Origin of the sequence: Neorickettsia risticii str. Illinois (assembly GCF_000022525.1) — a bacterium.
Lineage (GTDB): Bacteria > Pseudomonadota > Alphaproteobacteria > Rickettsiales > Anaplasmataceae > Neorickettsia > Neorickettsia risticii.
Genome location: NC_013009.1, coordinates 706,436 through 723,237 on the forward strand (window position 1 = coordinate 706,436; position 16,802 = coordinate 723,237).

16 protein-coding genes are annotated in these 16,802 nt (G+C 41.2%); 7 read left to right on the plus strand and 9 right to left on the minus strand.

Features of this window, described 5'->3' with window-relative positions; translation table 11 throughout:
• Positions 1 to 41 precede the first annotated feature (41 nt).
• Positions 42 to 1,559: a lysine--tRNA ligase gene (locus tag NRI_RS03225; protein ID WP_015816595.1), complete on the minus strand. Its 1,518-nt coding sequence runs from the start codon at positions 1,557 to 1,559 to the stop codon at positions 42 to 44.
• A gap of 447 nt (positions 1,560 to 2,006) precedes the next feature.
• On the opposite strand from NRI_RS03225, the gene NRI_RS03230 reads away from it, so the two are divergent.
• The gene (locus NRI_RS03230; RefSeq protein ID WP_148205726.1) at positions 2,007 to 2,471 is read left to right on the plus strand and encodes a hypothetical protein; all 465 of its coding nucleotides are present in this window, start codon (positions 2,007 to 2,009) and stop codon (positions 2,469 to 2,471) included.
• A gap of 185 nt (positions 2,472 to 2,656) precedes the next feature.
• On the opposite strand, the gene NRI_RS03235 is transcribed toward NRI_RS03230, so the two are convergent.
• Positions 2,657 to 3,535, minus strand: a complete 879-nt coding sequence (locus tag NRI_RS03235; protein WP_015816597.1) for a HesA/MoeB/ThiF family protein — start codon at positions 3,533 to 3,535, stop codon at positions 2,657 to 2,659.
• Between the two features lie 73 nt (positions 3,536 to 3,608).
• Between NRI_RS03235 and NRI_RS03240 the strand changes: the two genes are divergently transcribed.
• Entirely contained in the window at positions 3,609 to 4,610 is a 1,002-nt protein-coding gene (locus NRI_RS03240) for an NAD(P)/FAD-dependent oxidoreductase (RefSeq protein WP_015816600.1), read from the plus strand.
• 186 nt (positions 4,611 to 4,796) lie between these two features.
• Here NRI_RS03240 and hisS read toward each other — a convergent pair whose 3' ends face one another.
• The 3 genes from hisS to NRI_RS03255 form a co-directional block, all read right to left on the minus strand.
• A complete protein-coding gene (gene hisS, locus NRI_RS03245; RefSeq protein ID WP_015816613.1) occupies positions 4,797 to 6,038 on the minus strand; it encodes a histidine--tRNA ligase in 1,242 nt (413 codons plus the stop codon).
• A complete protein-coding gene (locus NRI_RS03250; protein ID WP_015816601.1) occupies positions 6,019 to 6,306 on the minus strand; it encodes a BolA family protein in 288 nt (95 codons plus the stop codon). Before NRI_RS03250 ends, hisS begins: the two co-directional genes overlap by 20 nt.
• 82 nt (positions 6,307 to 6,388) lie before the next feature.
• A complete protein-coding gene (locus NRI_RS03255) occupies positions 6,389 to 7,636 on the minus strand; it encodes an MFS transporter (protein ID WP_015816614.1) in 1,248 nt (415 codons plus the stop codon).
• A gap of 318 nt (positions 7,637 to 7,954) precedes the next feature.
• On the opposite strand from NRI_RS03255, the gene lepB reads away from it, so the two are divergent.
• Positions 7,955 to 8,704, plus strand: coding sequence for a signal peptidase I (lepB, locus tag NRI_RS03260; protein WP_049751179.1), 750 nt, complete (start codon positions 7,955 to 7,957; stop codon positions 8,702 to 8,704).
• A gap of 126 nt (positions 8,705 to 8,830) precedes the next feature.
• Here the strand turns inward: lepB and mtaB are convergent, their stop codons facing one another.
• A complete protein-coding gene (mtaB, locus tag NRI_RS03265; protein WP_015816615.1) occupies positions 8,831 to 10,081 on the minus strand; it encodes a tRNA (N(6)-L-threonylcarbamoyladenosine(37)-C(2))-methylthiotransferase MtaB in 1,251 nt (416 codons plus the stop codon).
• A gap of 273 nt (positions 10,082 to 10,354) precedes the next feature.
• On the opposite strand from mtaB, the gene NRI_RS03270 reads away from it, so the two are divergent.
• From NRI_RS03270 to NRI_RS03280, 3 genes are all read left to right on the plus strand, one after another.
• Positions 10,355 to 11,695, plus strand: coding sequence for a hypothetical protein (locus tag NRI_RS03270; protein ID WP_015816616.1), 1,341 nt, complete (start codon positions 10,355 to 10,357; stop codon positions 11,693 to 11,695).
• Between the two features lie 14 nt (positions 11,696 to 11,709).
• The gene (locus tag NRI_RS03275) at positions 11,710 to 12,246 is read left to right on the plus strand and encodes a hypothetical protein (protein ID WP_015816604.1); all 537 of its coding nucleotides are present in this window, start codon (positions 11,710 to 11,712) and stop codon (positions 12,244 to 12,246) included.
• Between the two features lie 157 nt (positions 12,247 to 12,403).
• The gene (locus NRI_RS03280; RefSeq protein WP_015816617.1) at positions 12,404 to 13,225 is read left to right on the plus strand and encodes a hypothetical protein; all 822 of its coding nucleotides are present in this window, start codon (positions 12,404 to 12,406) and stop codon (positions 13,223 to 13,225) included.
• A 15-nt stretch (positions 13,226 to 13,240) separates the two neighbouring features.
• Here the strand turns inward: NRI_RS03280 and hemH are convergent, their stop codons facing one another.
• The 3 genes from hemH to rpsT all read right to left on the minus strand — a co-directional run bounded on the left by hemH (position 13,241) and on the right by rpsT (position 15,651).
• Positions 13,241 to 14,218, minus strand: coding sequence for a ferrochelatase (gene hemH, locus NRI_RS03285; RefSeq protein WP_015816605.1), 978 nt, complete (start codon positions 14,216 to 14,218; stop codon positions 13,241 to 13,243).
• A gap of 130 nt (positions 14,219 to 14,348) precedes the next feature.
• A complete protein-coding gene (locus tag NRI_RS03290; RefSeq protein ID WP_238522986.1) occupies positions 14,349 to 15,284 on the minus strand; it encodes a hypothetical protein in 936 nt (311 codons plus the stop codon).
• A gap of 103 nt (positions 15,285 to 15,387) precedes the next feature.
• Positions 15,388 to 15,651, minus strand: a complete 264-nt coding sequence (gene rpsT / locus NRI_RS03295; protein WP_015816606.1) for a 30S ribosomal protein S20 — start codon at positions 15,649 to 15,651, stop codon at positions 15,388 to 15,390.
• Between the two features lie 462 nt (positions 15,652 to 16,113).
• Here rpsT and pyrF point away from each other — a divergent pair, with 462 nt between their 5' ends.
• On the plus strand, positions 16,114 to 16,800 hold the full coding sequence (pyrF, locus tag NRI_RS03300) for an orotidine-5'-phosphate decarboxylase (protein WP_015816607.1): 687 nt from the start codon (positions 16,114 to 16,116) through the stop codon (positions 16,798 to 16,800).
• The last annotated feature ends 2 nt before the right edge of the window (positions 16,801 to 16,802 follow it).

A 16,802-nucleotide genomic window follows, 5' to 3' on the forward strand; every position in this document is an offset into this window, starting at 1 on the left:
TATAACATTAGAGTAGCTAAAAGTACCCACCTAACTAAGCTTTATCTTGTAGCTGCACTTTCTATCATAGTGATGGCGTTATTCAAGCCATATAGCGCAAAAAATGACCCTATTCTTGGTCCCTCGTTCTGACCAAGCAATATCTGGTACAATACCCGAAACCATCCTTTTATGTCTGAAGAATACCCTTCTTCCTTGCCAACAAGGTATACAACACGTTGTATGTCATCCGCTATTGCATCGGAAGGGATTTTCCTTAGTTCTCGAGATAGAGCTAGCAATGCCTTGGCTTCACTCTCATTTGGTACCCTATAAACCTTATTCAAAGCTACGAAGTCTCTATAATACGCAATTGCATGATCGACCAACCTTCCCAGTAAGGGATCATTTTCAGGGGTCGCAGTTGGACTATAACGTTGTATAAAACCCCAAAGTACACTCGAATTCTCTGGATTACATGCAGAAGCAAGATTCAAAAGCAACGAATAACTAATTCCTTTTGTTATGTTTCGGTCCTTTGCATCAATGAAGCTGAGTGGATTTGTCAGATCACCCTCCTCGAAAGACTCAGAAAAACGCAGGTAATCGTCAACACTTCGTGGAATAACATCAAAATACAGACGCTTCGCCCTCTTAGGATTCTGAAACATAAAAAACGCTAGACTCTCCCAAGGAGCATATTTAAGCCATTCCTCTATCGTCAAACCATTACCTTTGGACTTCGAGATTTTTTTGCCTTCTTCATCGAGAAAGAGTTCATAAACAGAAAGTTCTGGGGGTTCAGCACCTAGTATGCGCGCGACTCTTGCTGACAAAACCGCAGAAGGAGTTAAGTCTTTTCCATGAAACTCAAAATCCACGCCAAGTGCTGCCCAACGCATCCCCCAATCGACCTTCCACTGTAACTTGCAGTTACCTCCAATCACAGGAGATTCAAATAATTTTCCGCACTCCGGATCTTTATAGACAATGACATCTTCTTTAAGTTCGACAACTTCCGCTTGAAGTACCTTACCATCTCTGACCGGAAGAAAGGGACTATATGTCTGTTGTCTTTCATCACCAAGGGTTGGCTTTATTAAGTCCAGAAGGTCTTGGTTATGTCTTAATGCAAGGAGTAATTGTTCATCGAACAACCCAGATTTGTAGCACTCTGTTGAACTTTTAAATTCGTATTCAAAGCCGAAAAGATCTAAAAAAGACATCAGCCTTGCATTCATATGCGCACCATAACTCTCATGCGTACCAAAGGGATCTGGAATTGAGGTTAATGCGTATCCAAGGTATTTCTTCACTTCATGAGGGTTGGGCACATTATCAGGTACCTTTCTCAGTCCATCCATATCATCAGAGAAACAGATAAGTTTCATTTTTACATCAGGGGAAAGATATTGCAGCGCTTTCATAACCATTATGGTTCGCACCACTTCTCCGAATGTCCCTATATGAGGTAAACCTGAAGGACCATATCCCGTTTCGAAAAGTATTATCTTGCCATTTTTTATCCTAGGTAGTAGTTTCTTCGCCTCTTCTATTGGCCAGGCAGTTTGTGTTTCCATTTCCAATTGGTAAGGAGCTCTCGGGCTGAAGCATTAATGTTAGCACAAAAAACGGGTGTCGCATCTAGTGGGAACATTTTTCCAAATCAATTGGAATCTTACTTGAAGTGATATATTTGCAAAATAGTATTAAGAAAAAAATATTTTTTAAATTTATTTACTTTCATTAAGCTCTGTGCTACAATGGGCGGCATTGGTTATCTATACATTTTTTATGAGGCATACATCTAATAAGACCTGCATCACTCACGCTCGTTGCTGGTCTAAAATTTCTTTATGGGCTTTTTTAATGCCTACAAGTATGCGCAGCGTGCCATGTCTTTATAATGCTCGATCTGATATGTCAGAGACGGCTAACAGCATAAGACATAATTCCACCAAGGATTTCATAAATAGCTTAACAAATCAACTTTACCAGGAGGAACTGATACCATGTTAAATGCTCGCATGATATTGTCTCGAATGCGCGAGGCAAGAAGAACTATACTTACATCTCCGGGACTCGACCCATCTCAAAAAATACAACAATTTAGAACTGTACTGTTTCAACAACTGAGCACTGCGCCTGAAGCAATAACAGGAAGAGTATCTCCAGCAGTGGAAGCAGTTGACCAAGCAATCCAGAGTAATGGAGCATCTGGTGCACACTCTTTGGCGTCTTCCTTCCTCAGTAGTGGTGAAGTTAGCCGTAGAGCAGCACGTGCTGTATGTGCGGATATAAATTACGCATCGCTGAAAATCCCGTTGTCCAAGGAAGCTGCATCAACTAGCGCATCCAGCTGCATTCTGAGAATGTACTGCACTTTCATAAAGGAGGCTGTTGAAGGAGGTACACAGTCTGGACAGACTCCCAGCACAACACTGACCTCGTCAGCATCTGAAAGTGCCCAAGGAAGATGCATCCAACAATAACTTTAGCATAGGCCTAATTGCCGAGCTGCCATTTGCACTGTTACATCGGAAGTGGCAGCCGGCACTGATGTTCACCTAAGTGGCTATTCAAATGCATCTGAGTTCATAAGAATCTGACAGAGCTACCGTTTGCTTTGTTATAGAAAACCATGGCAGTCAGTACTACCATTCAGCCGCATTATCACTCAACTACACCTCTGCCCACACACATTGCAATACGGATCCCGCATGATAATTGCACTTCTGAAACGATTATTAAGAATGTCACAGAAAATAAGTTTACCTGCCTTTTCTGGATTAATATGCAAAATCTCCTGAATTACTTTCATTGCTTGAATGCTTCCTATTGTACTGACTGCAGCACCAATCACTCCACCGTCCTCACATGAACCTTTAAAACAGGCTTCCGGCTCTCCTGGACAGAAACATCTGTAACAGGGTGAGTCATCAGAGACAAAAGGCTTGAGCACAATAACGTACCCGGAATATCCTGTAACACCAGCAGAAATCAAAGCTTTTCTTTTAAGAAAGCACAACTCATTAAGATAGAATCTAGTCTTAAAATCGTCCGTACAATCAAGCACTACTTCACACCCTTCGATCACTTCCGAGCAGTCTTGTATTCGCATTGGATAGCAGAAGATCTTACAATCCGGATTAAATGCATTGAGCCTCCTTTTAGCTGCATATACTTTGAGCTGTTGCACTGAAGAATTCTCAAAGAGGAACTGTCTATTCAGATCAGACTCAGAGACCCTATCGAAATCCACAATAACAATTTCACCCAACCCAGCAGCAGCAAGATTATACAACACTGAACACCCAAGCCCTCCTGAACCAATGACTGCAACCTTCGCATCAAGAAGTGCGTACTGACCCTCTTTCCCAAAAAGACCAAAGTGTCGTAAGTACCTACGATTCACGGAACAGACACCTATCAGAGTGCACCATTCTCTCACTGCAAACACCAGGAAATCAATTGCTTCTCCCGCTGATGCAAGAAACAACCGCGGAACAGAGCACTTGTTCAAGTAGTGCACTGACTTCATGCAACACTCAAACATTTGAAAAGATCTGAATAATCTTCAAAACGATCGGTAACCTGTTATCATACCTAGAAGTTGGGATTCTAATCAGGTGAACACTGACGTTATCATAATAGGAGCTGGTCCTGTCGGGATATTTACAGCTTTTCAGGCTGGTATGTTAGGTATGCGGGTGCACGTAGTTGATTCACTACCTTCCATCGGTGGACAGTGTACGGCACTTTACCCAGAGAAATTCATATACGATATACCTGGGTATAAACAGATCACTGCTGCCGCGCTTATTTCGAACCTAGCCGACCAGGCTGAGAGATTTAATCCAACATACCATACTGGCCAGTTTGCCACGCATATGACTAGGTTAGACACATCCTTTGCAGTAAAAACGAGCAAGGAAATTGAGATTACCGCTAAAGCAGTCATTATAGCGGCAGGAGCAGGCGCATTTGATTACAATAGGATTCCAATAGAATCGAGTCATGTTTATGAGGGAAAATCTCTCTTCTATAGCGTGAAGGATCCAAGTATTTTCGCTAACAAGGCTGTTGTTATAGCCGGTGGTGGAGATTCTGCTGCGGATTGGTGTTTGATCCTATCTAATATAGCTAGAAAGGTGTACTTGATCCACAGACGTTCGAAGTTTAGATGTTCGGATAGTACGTTTAGGGATCTAAAGTCCCTAGAAGAAACGAAGAAACTTAAGATACTCACTCCATATCAAATTACTGGTTTAAGGGGAAGCAGAAGCCAAATTTCCCACGTCGAGCTTGGTGGGCTTACTGGTGAATCAGTCACCTTAGAGGCTGATTATCTACTAGCTTTTTTTGGCCTCAAGCCATCGTTACGACATCTCGAGGACTGGGGCCTAGACATCACTCACCATTGCATTAATGTCGATCCGCTTACCTGCAGTACCAACATTAAGGGTGTGTACGCGGTCGGAGATGTGGCACATTACGACTCAAAATTAAAACTCATCCTTTCTGGATTTTCCGAAGCGGCAACTGCGTGCCATCACATCCGCGAAAAAATTATAGGCGAAGATGTGTACAATTTTCGCTACTCAACAAACATGAACGAAGTCTTCAAATGAGGAATATGCAAGCTCTATCTTGGTGCTAGAACGTGTCTTCTAACTGTTCTACCAAACTAGTGTCAAATTAGAAGAGTTAGAAACTGATAGTCCATTTGAGAAGCAAACCTCGCTGTGTGATACCAGTGTTAATATTTGAAAACCTCTATTAGCACCCTAACAGATGCAACTCATCCAGAACAACCTTCAACAAACCAATTCCCTCAATGCTGAGAGGAGTTTTTCCCGTGTAACCGTTATCTGCTGACCAGTCTCCATTATTTTCACAACTAGCTCCCTTTTTGAGAGTTCTTCCTCACCAAGAATGACCGTAACTGTGCTTCTTTCAGCACGTTTCATTCTTGACCTAACACTGAGTCCATAGCACATATCGGCGCATAATCCTTCACTTCGCAGGTAGAACAGTAGTTTTAGCGCCTCTCTTTCTGCAATTTCCCCGATGGGAACAATCGAGACGATTTTATCACTCACAGGTTTCCAAGCCGGCATTACATCAATTAAGCGCTCAATTCCTGCAGCAAACCCAATTGATTGTACTTTTTTTCCGCCCAAATTCTCTGAAAGTTGCTCATATGCTCCACCTCCCAAGAGGGCATCCTGTGCACCGAGATCAGGACTAGTAAATTCGAAAATTAAACCAGAATAATAATCTAATCCTCTGACCAGTCTATGATCTACAGAAAACTCAATATCAAGGAGTTTAAGTGTATCACAAATTGATTCGAACTCCTTTAGAGCATCATCAGTATGGTAATCCAGAATTTTTGGTGCGCCCACAACAATTTCCTCCTCAGATGGGTCCTTAGAGTCTAATATTCTCAACGGATTCTTTTCCAATCTGAGTAAACTATCGGCCGAAAGGTAGTCTTTGTACTGTCGAAAATAGTCGATGAGTGCAAGCTTGTACTCCTCACGAGTTCTAGAACAACCAAGTGAATTAACACGTATTTCACACCTTATTCCAATTTCTCTAAGGAACGACTTTGCCAAAACTACAGCTTCAACAACCCAAAGATAATGCTTTGATCCGATCCATTCAAAATTCACCTGATGAAATTGCCTATATCTCCCTTTTTGTGGTCTTTCATATCTGAATAGCGGACCAAAAGAAAATAACCGAACAGGTGATTGAATATGCTGAAAATTCTCCACAAACGCCCTGGTTACAGCAGCTGTAAATTCTGGTCTTAGGCAAATATTGTGATCACTTTTGTCCCGAAACGAATAGATCTCTTTATTTACTACGTCTGACGTTTCACCGAGATTCCTAATAAAAAGCTCTGTATGCTCAATTATCGGGGTCTCAAGCTCGGTAAACAAATACCGAATCGAAAGATCCTTAGCTACCTGCTCAATGAAACGCATCTTGTCTAACTGCTCACCAAACAGATCCCTGGTCCCTTTGACATTATTGATTTTTATACTCATCTTCTGTCCATAGTTTCATAGATAACGCATGCAAGCCAAGTTTGAAGTGCTCATCAAGTATTTTGAAAATCATTCTGTGTCTAGAAATTTTTGATAGACCCGTAAAAGAAGGTGATACAACAATTACCTCGAAGTGAGAATCTTGAGAGTGATTAACATGTCCTATGTGATCCTCTGAAACATTTTTCACTTCACAGAAAATAACATTCAGGAAATTGCATATAGAATTTTTAATTTGCTCAGATCTCGCACTCTCATCAATGGACATAGTTTTAAAATAACCCGCCTTGGATACAACGTCAGAAACCCTTACTACTAGATGAAGTTCATTGTAATGTGATTTTGTAGAGCTAGTGTAATACTTTTGAATAAAAATATAGAGAACCTAAAGTCAAAAACCCGACAAGAACTAAAGGAATCGCCGCTGAAAGATTATTACCTGTCGTTGCAATAAGAAACATTGTAAAAGCTGGTGCCATTCCTCCAAACAGCGCACTTGAGATATTTCGGGAGATTGCCAGTCCTGTATAAGAAATCTCGGCGGGAAATATTTCATACACAGCGGTGCTCACGGGCCCCAATGAGAACCCCGTTATCACTACAAACAAGATTTTTGCAATAATAATATTCCCCAACCCCCCGCTTTCTATGAGAAAAAAGATCGGATACGCAGACACAATCGCAAGTATTGCAGCCAATGAGAGTATTAATTTTCTACCGAAAAAATCAGATAGTAGCGCCGAAAACAATGTCAACACACCCAGCAAGAGCAAGAACAGTAGATGTACTAATCCAGCAGTTGTACCAGAAAATCCAACTTTATTCGCAAAATAAACATCCAAGAAAACAAGAAAAAGGTACAGACTTGTTTCTTCCAAACTGTCTATGCCAATTGAAACAAAAAATGCCTTCTTATATTCGCTAAAGAGGGTCGCTACGGGTAAAATATCAGCTCTCTTGGCATTTTCAAAGACTGGCGTTTCACCAAGTGTATTTCTAAAAACTGCACCCAAGACACCGACACATGTTCCTATAACAAAAGGTACTCTCCAACCCCAACTTAAAAACGCTTCTTCAGGAATCATGTTTCTACATATCAGAACCACGACACTGCTCATTGCAGCACCTATCACTGCACTGAGCACCTCAAAACTGCCAAAGAATCCCCTATACTTGGGAGGACTGCATTCTATCAAGAAGAGTACATTTCCAACTTCTCCGCCCAGAGCAAATCCTTGAATTAATCTAATCAAAATAAGCAGAACAATCGCCGACGTACCAATACTGTGATACGTCGGTAAAACAGCTATCAGCCCCACAGGTAAGAACATCATCATCAGAGATAGCAGAACCCCAATTTTTCTACCGTATTTGTCTCCTATGTGCCCAAAAAAAACCGCCCCTATTGGCCTCATAAAGAAACCAACAGCAAATGTTCCAAAAGATGAGAGGAGTTGTGCTACTTGGTTAATTTCAGGGAAGAATAAGATGTTAATGATACCTATAAGGTGACCATAAAGTGCATAGTCATACCACACGAGACTATTACACAGAAGGGTTACGGTAATTTGTTTAACAAACCCAGACTTCTCGGACACGGCACGCTACCACAGTAGATCGGATAAACAAGCTAAAATCTAGACTTTCCAGATATAGCATATTACTAGAGCAAGCCCGAACAAAGGATAAAAACCCGAATGAGAAAACACTCTCTTCTCAGGCCAGGCTCTGGACTCCAAAAATCCATGGACTAGAAAGTAGCTTAAAACGCTTTACATGTCCATTATTAATGTAGATATAAAGCGTTAGTCGCTCCTCTCCAGACATGAACCATGCTGTCACTATTCAGTGTGGATTCGAATTGACTAGAGCATAGGTATTCTGGTATCAGTAGATGAGGCTCCGTTCCTGTATAAATGCCACATTCATCAAGGATCCTCCGCACAGTTTGTAGGAGTAAAACACTTTGGCTGATAATAGCTCTTGTCATAGTACGCAGTCTGTTTTACGAGCCGTTCATCATACCCTCGGGCTCGATGAAGAAGACTCTTCTGGCCGGAGACTACATAGTGGCTTCTAAGTATGCCTATGGATATAGTAAGTATTCCTTCCCTTTTTCTCCATCTTTTATAAAGGGAAAGCCAAGAATTCTCTATGAGCCCCCAAAACGCGGAGATGTTGTCGTCTTCAGAAACCCACACAAGGACAACACAAATTACATCAAAAGAGTTATTGGGCTACCGGGAGATAGGATCCAACTAATTGGGAGCAGAGTCTATGTGAATCACAAACCTATAAAAAGAGTTGAAGCCGGAATTTTTATGGACTCTAGTACACCAGAAGTACAAAGTTTCACAGAAATCCTTGATAGCGGGCTTGCATACCCAGTACTACAGAAAACAACTGATGGACCAGCAAACAACACCGGTGTATACTACGTGCCACAAGGACATTTTTTCGTTCTTGGTGATAATAGAGATAATTCCACGGATAGCAGATTCCTCGCAGCTGTAGGCTTCATTCCAGCAGAATATTTAGTTGGCAGAGCAGAGCGCATTCTTCTTTCGTTCCGTATAGCGGAGAACAGCTTTATACCGATAAAACTACGCTTGGAAAGAACATGGAAATCGCTTCGTCCAGAGGAGCTGGCTCAAAAGAAAAGATAAAACTACCCAAGAAAGCATAACCGGATCGAATAGTAAGTTTTGGAACCCTCCCTTACCTTTCCTATACTGGAAGCGGAAACATTACGTCACATATTAAGCCAGAACTGAGCATTTTAACACAAAAAATTACGCTATAATCTGCCCCGACAGCATTTCCGCGTCACTGCAACCCGTTATCTTGACACGTATGATACCAGTGTCATCACTTACAGCACGATCTAGCTTCACTAGACAAAAATTTTCACTCCTTCCAACATCATCTCTCTCAAGTACAAGGTTGTGTATCCTACCGACTTGCACGGTATTGAATATTTGCAAATTCTCTTTTCCCAATTCTATAAGCTTTCTTGCACGTCTTTTTTTTACTACTCCCTCTACTTGAGGCATTAAAGCAGCCTTTGTTCCTTTTTTAGGCGAAAAAGGAAAAACGTGTAGGTATGGAATAGCAAGCCTTTTGATTAATTCGTAACTATTGTGGAACATTTCTTCACTCTCTGTTGGAAACCCCACGATTATATCAGCGCCAAAACCTGTTTCCGGGCGAACAGCTAAAATCTTTGAATGAAATTCAACAACCTGTTCAGGAGTGTGCCTCCTTTTCATCCTCTTCAGGATAATGGAATCGCCTGACTGTATGCTTAAGTGCAAGTGCGGCATTAGACGAGCTTCCGTAGCAAATAACTCGATGAAATCATCACTAAGCTCAGAGACATCAACTGAAGATAAACGCAATCTCTTTAGCTCTGGAACATCATTGAGTATCTTTTTTAGCAAATAAACTAACGCCGGTTTCCCAAAAAGATCTTTTCCATAATCAGTAATATCAACCCCGGTAAGCACGACCTCATTTATACCAAAAGCGACCATTTTACGCACTTCCGAAACAATTTTTATAGCATCTGAAGAGCGATTCTTACCCCTGGCAAGGGTGATTGCGCAAAAGGTGCAATCATGATCGCATCCATTTTGAATCTCAAGAAAAGCCCGTTTACGCACAGTGGAAACCACAGGCATCATTGTGCCAGAAAAAGCAGTCTCAGGTGCATGAGTTATATCTGCAACTGCTATCTTTTGCTCAGAAGTGTAACTTTCAACCTTCAGTTTCTCAATATTTCCAAGGACTTTAAAAACCCCAGGCATATGAGAATACGCATGAGGATCAAGTTGGGGACCACAACCCACAACTATGATTTTTTTTTCTGGTTCTTCTTTGTGACATTTTCTTATCTTCTGCTTTACCTTGCGTACAGCTTCATTCGTGACAGCACAGGTATTAATGATGATACACTCTCTACTATCTCGTATACCTACGAGATTTTTAATAAGGTCACTCTCATAAAAATTCAGACGACACCCAAAAGTGATAACTTTCACCATGAATTTATCGGAAAAGCCAGGCAAGTTAAAAGTTACCACCTTTCATTATGACAAAGGATACCCTTGCAAAATTTCATCCTATACAAAATCCTGTTTTCGCAGGAATGCTCAACTTTGACAAGATTAATCAAATTTATCCACAGTCTTGCATTGTCAAAAATTCAACCAAAACTATAATAACTGTTACAAATAGAAGGCCAGGGCAACACCTGGAAGCTTCATAGCCTGAACTATTTATTTACTCTTTGCTACTACTTTTATTTCAACGGAGCAATGAAAAAACACAGATTATTGGCAGTGTTGGATAAAGTAATTATATACGTTTCCGAAGAGAGTATTACGCTATTCGAGACAACCAGTGAAGATGGCAATATCATCTCGTGCAAAAGCGTAGACCTACAAAAAATCGCGGAGATAGTAAACTTCAGTGACGCTACTTGTTACATCATATACTGTCCTTCAAAACCTGGTCAGAGATTTTTTACAAGGGATTTTCCTTTTATATCGTACATCAACATAAACTCCTTATTGAAAAGAACAATACTCGAAGAAGAGTGCGGACACTACGATTTATGTGAATACTTTCCCAGTAGTAAAACCGCAAACAGGTTATTTTACTCATTTGTATGTTCAAACGTAGGTCCAGAAATTGAACTATTTATTAATAGCGCGGGTAAAAAGTGCAAGGGAATCTTTTTCCCCTTTCTGGAAATGGGAGAGATTTCAAAAAACATATTTGGCCCCTTTAACAGGTTACAAAGAGAGAATGTAGTTCTCGTCTACAGCCCTACACGTACCTTGACTGTCATCCGACTCACCAAAGAGCATATCCCACTAGAAATAATAAACATAAAACTAGAACAAAATACCCCAACAAGAATTGGCGGGGAGATATTGCAGAAAATTGAAGATCTTTCTCTCAGGAAAAGCAGCAACATTGCTGTCATAGCGACTAAAACGATAAATCAAATCATAAAAAGCGAAGAAAAACTTGCTGACATGTTTTTACTTACGCCATACGAAGCAGCTATACTACTCAAAGTTGAAAAATTCTTTAGAGAAGATGAGGAAAGAAGTGAGCTACTTTTTGCTACAAACATACTTTTGGGAAAAACAAAATACAGAACATTACCAAGGAAACATGCACTCATGGAAAGACAACGTTCTAAGGAAAAGGGCCTTTCTGTGGGGAGTCTTTTCATGTTTCTGTTAGTAGCCTTAATAGTCTTTTTCGGTGAGATAAAATTACATAACTATGCAAACAAAAACAACACAATCTCTAAAGAGATACTCCACCTGGAAAAAGTAATAGGAAAATTAAGACTGGATCTCGATAATTACGATGCACGGTCTAAAGAAAAAATAAAACTCTACAAAGTTTTCCAAAGCCCAAACAAATCTCCCGTAGACTACTTAAGAAAACTAGAAAATCAAGTTTCGCTAAAGAAAGTACGCATCGAATACGACGAAGAGAACATAGATCCTGAGAAGCGAATCACCCTATACGTTGAAGGAAACGCATATGTGGAAATAGCCGCAATAACAGAGGAGTTAAAGAAATACTATACGAATCATTGCTTAACTTTAAATGGTAAGGTGGTAGCACCGCAGTAGGGGAGAAACGCACTGTGTCCAGATGTTGTCTAAAGTATGGTTTACTTTTATTCTCGTTCCTTCTTTTATGTGGAGCTGCACTGTACTACAACACGCGTATTTTGGAAGTCACTCATCAGCTAAGACTGAATAAGTGGGAAACCATTAAGCAACAGTCCGACATCGAAAGGACGAAAGCTGAAATCAGAAAATTAATAACAGAGGACTCTCTTGCAACACAGATTATCTTCGCAAATAAAATAGAGAATCTAAACCTCTTATTTGAACTTATCAGGGATGACTATGAACTTGAAAATTATAATTTCCTTGTGAAAAACTCCATCAGGGTAGATACCGTCAAGCAATCCTCATTCTATGACGTTATCTTAACTGATGTAACGCTCTCCTTCACAGCAGATTCTAGGATGAGACTCTATATGTTTCTGGATGAGGTGATCAGCAAGATACCAGGTCATGTGCACATTAAATCAGTAGCCTTTACGATGATAGAAAACGTGTTGTATGTGGTCTTAGACCTTGGGATTTATACACTTAGCGTAAAGAATCTTTAATCTATGAAGATTGACAATTTTAAAAAAGCAACATAGCAAGTAAAAATGCTATAATAAGGATTACAGAGAACGGTCGTTTGATACCTTGTTCGGAGCTGCTACCTCCGATCTTGCTGTTCCTATTAACTAAGAAGATGAATTTCTTTGCTTACAGATAATGCTACCAACATACGAATTCAAAAACCAGTTTGCATTTTCACTTGGAGATTCCACAAACAAAATAGCAGAAGAAGTTCTTGGAAGGTGTTTCGGGAGAGTAGATCCGCTACATATACGCGTAAAAACGCAAAATGTAGGCGTGATCTCAGTAGACATCTTGGCTCCTGATAGGAGTACTCTCATCAAAACCCAGATTATTTTAGAGGTAGGAGCTAAAACTGTCTTGCGTGATATAGAAGGACAGTTCTTTGGGCTCTTGCATAACACAACAACCTTGATTGCTCCTTCAGACGCATTGTCTGCATGGATTCTATCCAGGATTGCTTCACAGGAAGATGAACACACACCCGGAATAAAAAATCGCTATGAGATAGCAACAAAAAATCTTAAAGGACTCAAAAAAAAATCACAGATTTTTGGAATTTTAGGAATTGTTTTTTGCGTGTACCTTATCATTGCAGCAACTTTATCAACAGCTGCCGCTCTAACTGATAATTCTTCACTAAATAGATATGGATTGCCAACTTTTGTTGCACTCACAGCTGTGTTTGCTGCTCTAGCAATTGCCTTTGCGGTTGCAACATTTTGCATGAAAAAGGAGATAAAAAAAGCAGACATCGTTTTTAGTTGCGTACACAACGAATTACTTGCACTCCATGACGTATCAATAGAAGAATTGGCACAATTGTGTAATCAGTATCTACAAGAACAAGGGATGGCAATAGAGCTAGTCAAACCGATCACGGAACACGAAAACCCTCCAGAAGTAACAAGCGCCTTACCTCAACAAAATGAAGCAGAATTTTGCAGATTCTCTTAGAGCAATATATAAGAACTACCCAGTTTCAAACCTGCAAAAACACATCTTGTGTTTCATAGAGCACTCTGATTCAACCCTTTCACAAGAATTAAGACATAATTCAGCCAGACAACGTATAAATTTTGGATGCGCGGAAAGAGTGGGAACTCTAAAGTATCCCGCCCTAGCTAGTGATGCATATTCGATATCTAGCTCTACACGTGTCTCTGAATGCTCGGAAACGAATGCTATTGGTACAACCACTATAGGTCGTCCTGAGTGAGACTTTATAGTGCCCGCTGCGTCAGGAGAAAGCCACTTTGCTTTACCGACTTTACTCTGATAGCATAATTCCCAATCCAAGTCTTCTATTTTTAAGGCTGCAACTATCCTATTTACAGACTCTTCTACTTGGAATTTATACGGATCACCAGCCTCGATAACACTCAACGGCAGGCCATGTGCTGAGAATAAAATAATGGGTTTCCCAAAAGCACACGCCTCGGTATAGACTGGTAAAATGGTTTCCACATGTGCCTCTATAAAGAGCTGTTCATCATAGTAACAACACACGACTCGCGTCGGAATGCGCAATACCTTAAAACACTGTTCTATTGATGACAAAGAAGTAGTGGTGGAAAATTGAGGATAGAGTGGCAGAAGAATAGCCTTTTTAAATTCTCCTCCATTGATTCTGGCTGCGCTTTGATGAATAAAGGGATGCCAATGCCGCATAGCAACGAAGACCTCATACTTCGGACCAAGTAAATCCCCAAGAAGCTTCGCTTGCATATTTGTTTCGGGTAATATTGACGACTTACCTCCCATCTGGCTATATATCTTGCGAGCCTCCTGTGATCTCTTGCAAGAAATCCACCAAGCGAGACAATACCTGAACGGATTGGGTAAATTAATGATTCTACGATCACAAAAGAGATTAAACAAAAAGGGCTGCACAGCCTCAAGGGAGTCGGGACCCCCAAGATTAAGCAAAACAACAGCTACCCTACTCACACCAACATCCTAAATCGAACAGGATACAACGCCAAGAACCAGCCCCTGACATGGTATACACCAGCGCCACGTAAAAACAAGCAGAAATAAGAGAGGGTAGCTTAACAGAAACCAATACCAGAAAAGGCAACTAAACCAATGTAACCCCTGCTCCAGCACCTTCCGCTCCCGCGTTCTCCAACCGACCTTCGGGACCACCCCCTGAACGATGCCCCTCACCAGGCATGCCCATGACTCTTCGCACAGCAGCATGAAAAGCTCCGCCAATCCTCTGTTGTGCAGTCTCTGGTAAAACGCAGGTAACTGGCTCCATAATCTGATAAACACCATAAAGCATCTGGCGCACAACATCCCGAGAACCAGCAAAAGGATGTGCGCGTCCCTCACGAGTGCATAAAGCAGCACAATCCAAGACAGCAACAAGAGGCAATTCAAGAAGGTTTAGTGCAAGCATCACCATCCAAAGCGGCGCAGCAGCAAGTGCACCAACACAGTGCCAGGCTTTTTCCCCAGGAGTAACGATCGGATAACCATCATCGGCCGGCTCAGGAACATGCCTATCGAACGCAAAATATCCGGACAGACTTTTACCAGGAAAAAGCACACTCAAACTATTCCTAATCCCTGAGCAGGAAGGGACATCAAAGTGCATGCCATAACCACCCGCCCTGTCAAAGGATTTATCATAGTCATAGTCATCACAACAGTCTCTGCGCGCTTCAAATACCCTAAGCAAGGTACAGATTAGCATCATGAGCACCACGCAAATCGCCAGTGAGACCGCTGCCCTCACCCACGGATCAGGAATGACTCTTTTAAAGGCAATACGTTCTAGCAGGACACACAAAACACCCATGCACAACAACACTTCCAACGTTGGGATGATATTGTTATACATTGCATAGAGCCCCCCATATCTTTTTTCAGGCCCTGATCCACCCCCCGGCACGGTAGATCTGATAACAGCACCATTAGTCGCAACGATAGCACCGATAAGGAAATGAGTTGCTCCTTTGAAGCCACACAAAATGGATTTCTGCAGCATTCTTATACTTACTCTTCTCATAGGACAAACGGAAAAAATAGAAAAACCACCCAACTAAAAAGACAACCAACGGATCTCTCCCACGAAATGGGGGACAGCCAGCACATCATACAATGACCCAGGATTAAGCCATTTTCTTTATATGCCCGGAAAGTCTACTAACAATTCGAGCAGCTCTGTTCTTATGTAGAACACCCTTCGTAACACCTCTGTGAATCTCCGGCTGGGCAATACGCAAAGCCTCAGCGGCAGCCGACTTAGGCCCAACAGCGATCGCATTTTTTACCTTCCTTACGAAGGTCCTTATGCGGCTCATACGCATTTTGTTGACCAAAGTTCTTCGCTTGATCTTGCGAACCATCTTCTTCGCGCTAGCAGTGTTTGCCATTCCTCTACACCATTTTATTGCTCACTCTAATGCCGACGAGACAACCAATTGATATCAACCGCACGCCTGCAGTTGCCATAATACAACACCCACAATGGTATTTCAATAATCTTGTTTCCGATATAACAGTCAGCAGTCATACAACTTTTACTTTTGTAAAAACCCTTCTAGAATCAGCAAGTATTATGTTATGACTGGTCTTGTTATATCCACCAGCAGTTTTTTCTACATAAGAATGGTCAGAAACGCAAAAACCCACTTTTTTCACTGATGGACAAATCAGTTGAGCGACTTCTGAGAAAAGACCTATAACACGGACAAGATCGAGTGGAAAAATTAATGACGCTTCACCGTATGATTACAAATACGTGAACTCGTGTGTGCAAATATTCAACTATGGATCGTGTAGAAAATCGAATACTGTGTTACATGTACCGAAATGGATGCAGCAAACTATAAAAAGTGAAACCAAAAATCATATGTGCAGTTGATAACCCTGATTTTGGATATTCGTACTCACTAGTAAGCAGCATATTGGAATACGTGCATGTCATAAAACTTGGGTTAGAGTTCTTTTCCTCGTGCGGTATTGCAGGTATCGAGAAAATCGCTGCTCTTGGACTACCAATTTTTCTGGATCTCAAACTGCACGACATTCCCAATACAGTTGTTAGAACTATTAGCGTTATCAAGCAGATGGAATGTGTTGACTTCCTTACTGTCCATATCACTGGTGGTATGGAAATGCTTACAGCTGCTAAAGAAGCCCTTCAAGATACTGGAATACTCTTAATTGGGGTCTCTGTTTTGACAAGCCTTGAACAAAAGGATCTGAAAAATAATGGCATTGAAATTCCTCTACCAGAATACGTAAAAAAACTGTCTGTATTTGCAAAAAAATGCGGTCTAGACGGTGTCGTATGCTCAAACCAAGAAGCCCCCCTAGTGCGGGATGCTTGTGGAGAGGAATTCATAATTGTCACACCAGGAGTTGCAAGTGAACACTCTGATGATCAAAAAAGGGTTTCTCAAATTTCAGCACTAAAAAACAGCGTTTCCGATTACATAGTCATTGGGAGGGCTATAACACGTGCATCAGATCCGGTAAAAGCAACCAGGGAAATAATTTCTTCACTCACAAGTGAATAGGC

Excerpts from the sequence above, each read along its gene's own strand:
- lepB (WP_049751179.1), top strand. The coding sequence starts at position 7,955 with ATGCCACATTCATCAAGGATCCTCCGCACAGTTTGTAGGAGTAAAACA.
- rpsT (WP_015816606.1), bottom strand. The coding sequence starts at position 15,651 with ATGGCAAACACTGCTAGCGCGAAGAAGATGGTTCGCAAGATCAAGCGA.
- NRI_RS03250 (WP_015816601.1), bottom strand. The coding sequence starts at position 6,306 with ATGTCCATTGATGAGAGTGCGAGATCTGAGCAAATTAAAAATTCTATA.
- NRI_RS03270 (WP_015816616.1), top strand. The coding sequence starts at position 10,355 with ATGAAAAAACACAGATTATTGGCAGTGTTGGATAAAGTAATTATATAC.
- mtaB (WP_015816615.1), bottom strand. The coding sequence starts at position 10,081 with ATGGTGAAAGTTATCACTTTTGGGTGTCGTCTGAATTTTTATGAGAGT.
- NRI_RS03230 (WP_148205726.1), top strand. The coding sequence starts at position 2,007 with ATGATATTGTCTCGAATGCGCGAGGCAAGAAGAACTATACTTACATCT.
- NRI_RS03280 (WP_015816617.1), top strand. The coding sequence starts at position 12,404 with ATGCTACCAACATACGAATTCAAAAACCAGTTTGCATTTTCACTTGGA.
- NRI_RS03225 (WP_015816595.1), bottom strand. The coding sequence starts at position 1,559 with ATGGAAACACAAACTGCCTGGCCAATAGAAGAGGCGAAGAAACTACTA.
- NRI_RS03290 (WP_238522986.1), bottom strand. The coding sequence starts at position 15,284 with ATGAGAAGAGTAAGTATAAGAATGCTGCAGAAATCCATTTTGTGTGGC.
- hisS (WP_015816613.1), bottom strand. The coding sequence starts at position 6,038 with ATGAGTATAAAAATCAATAATGTCAAAGGGACCAGGGATCTGTTTGGT.
- NRI_RS03235 (WP_015816597.1), bottom strand. The coding sequence starts at position 3,535 with ATGTTTGAGTGTTGCATGAAGTCAGTGCACTACTTGAACAAGTGCTCT.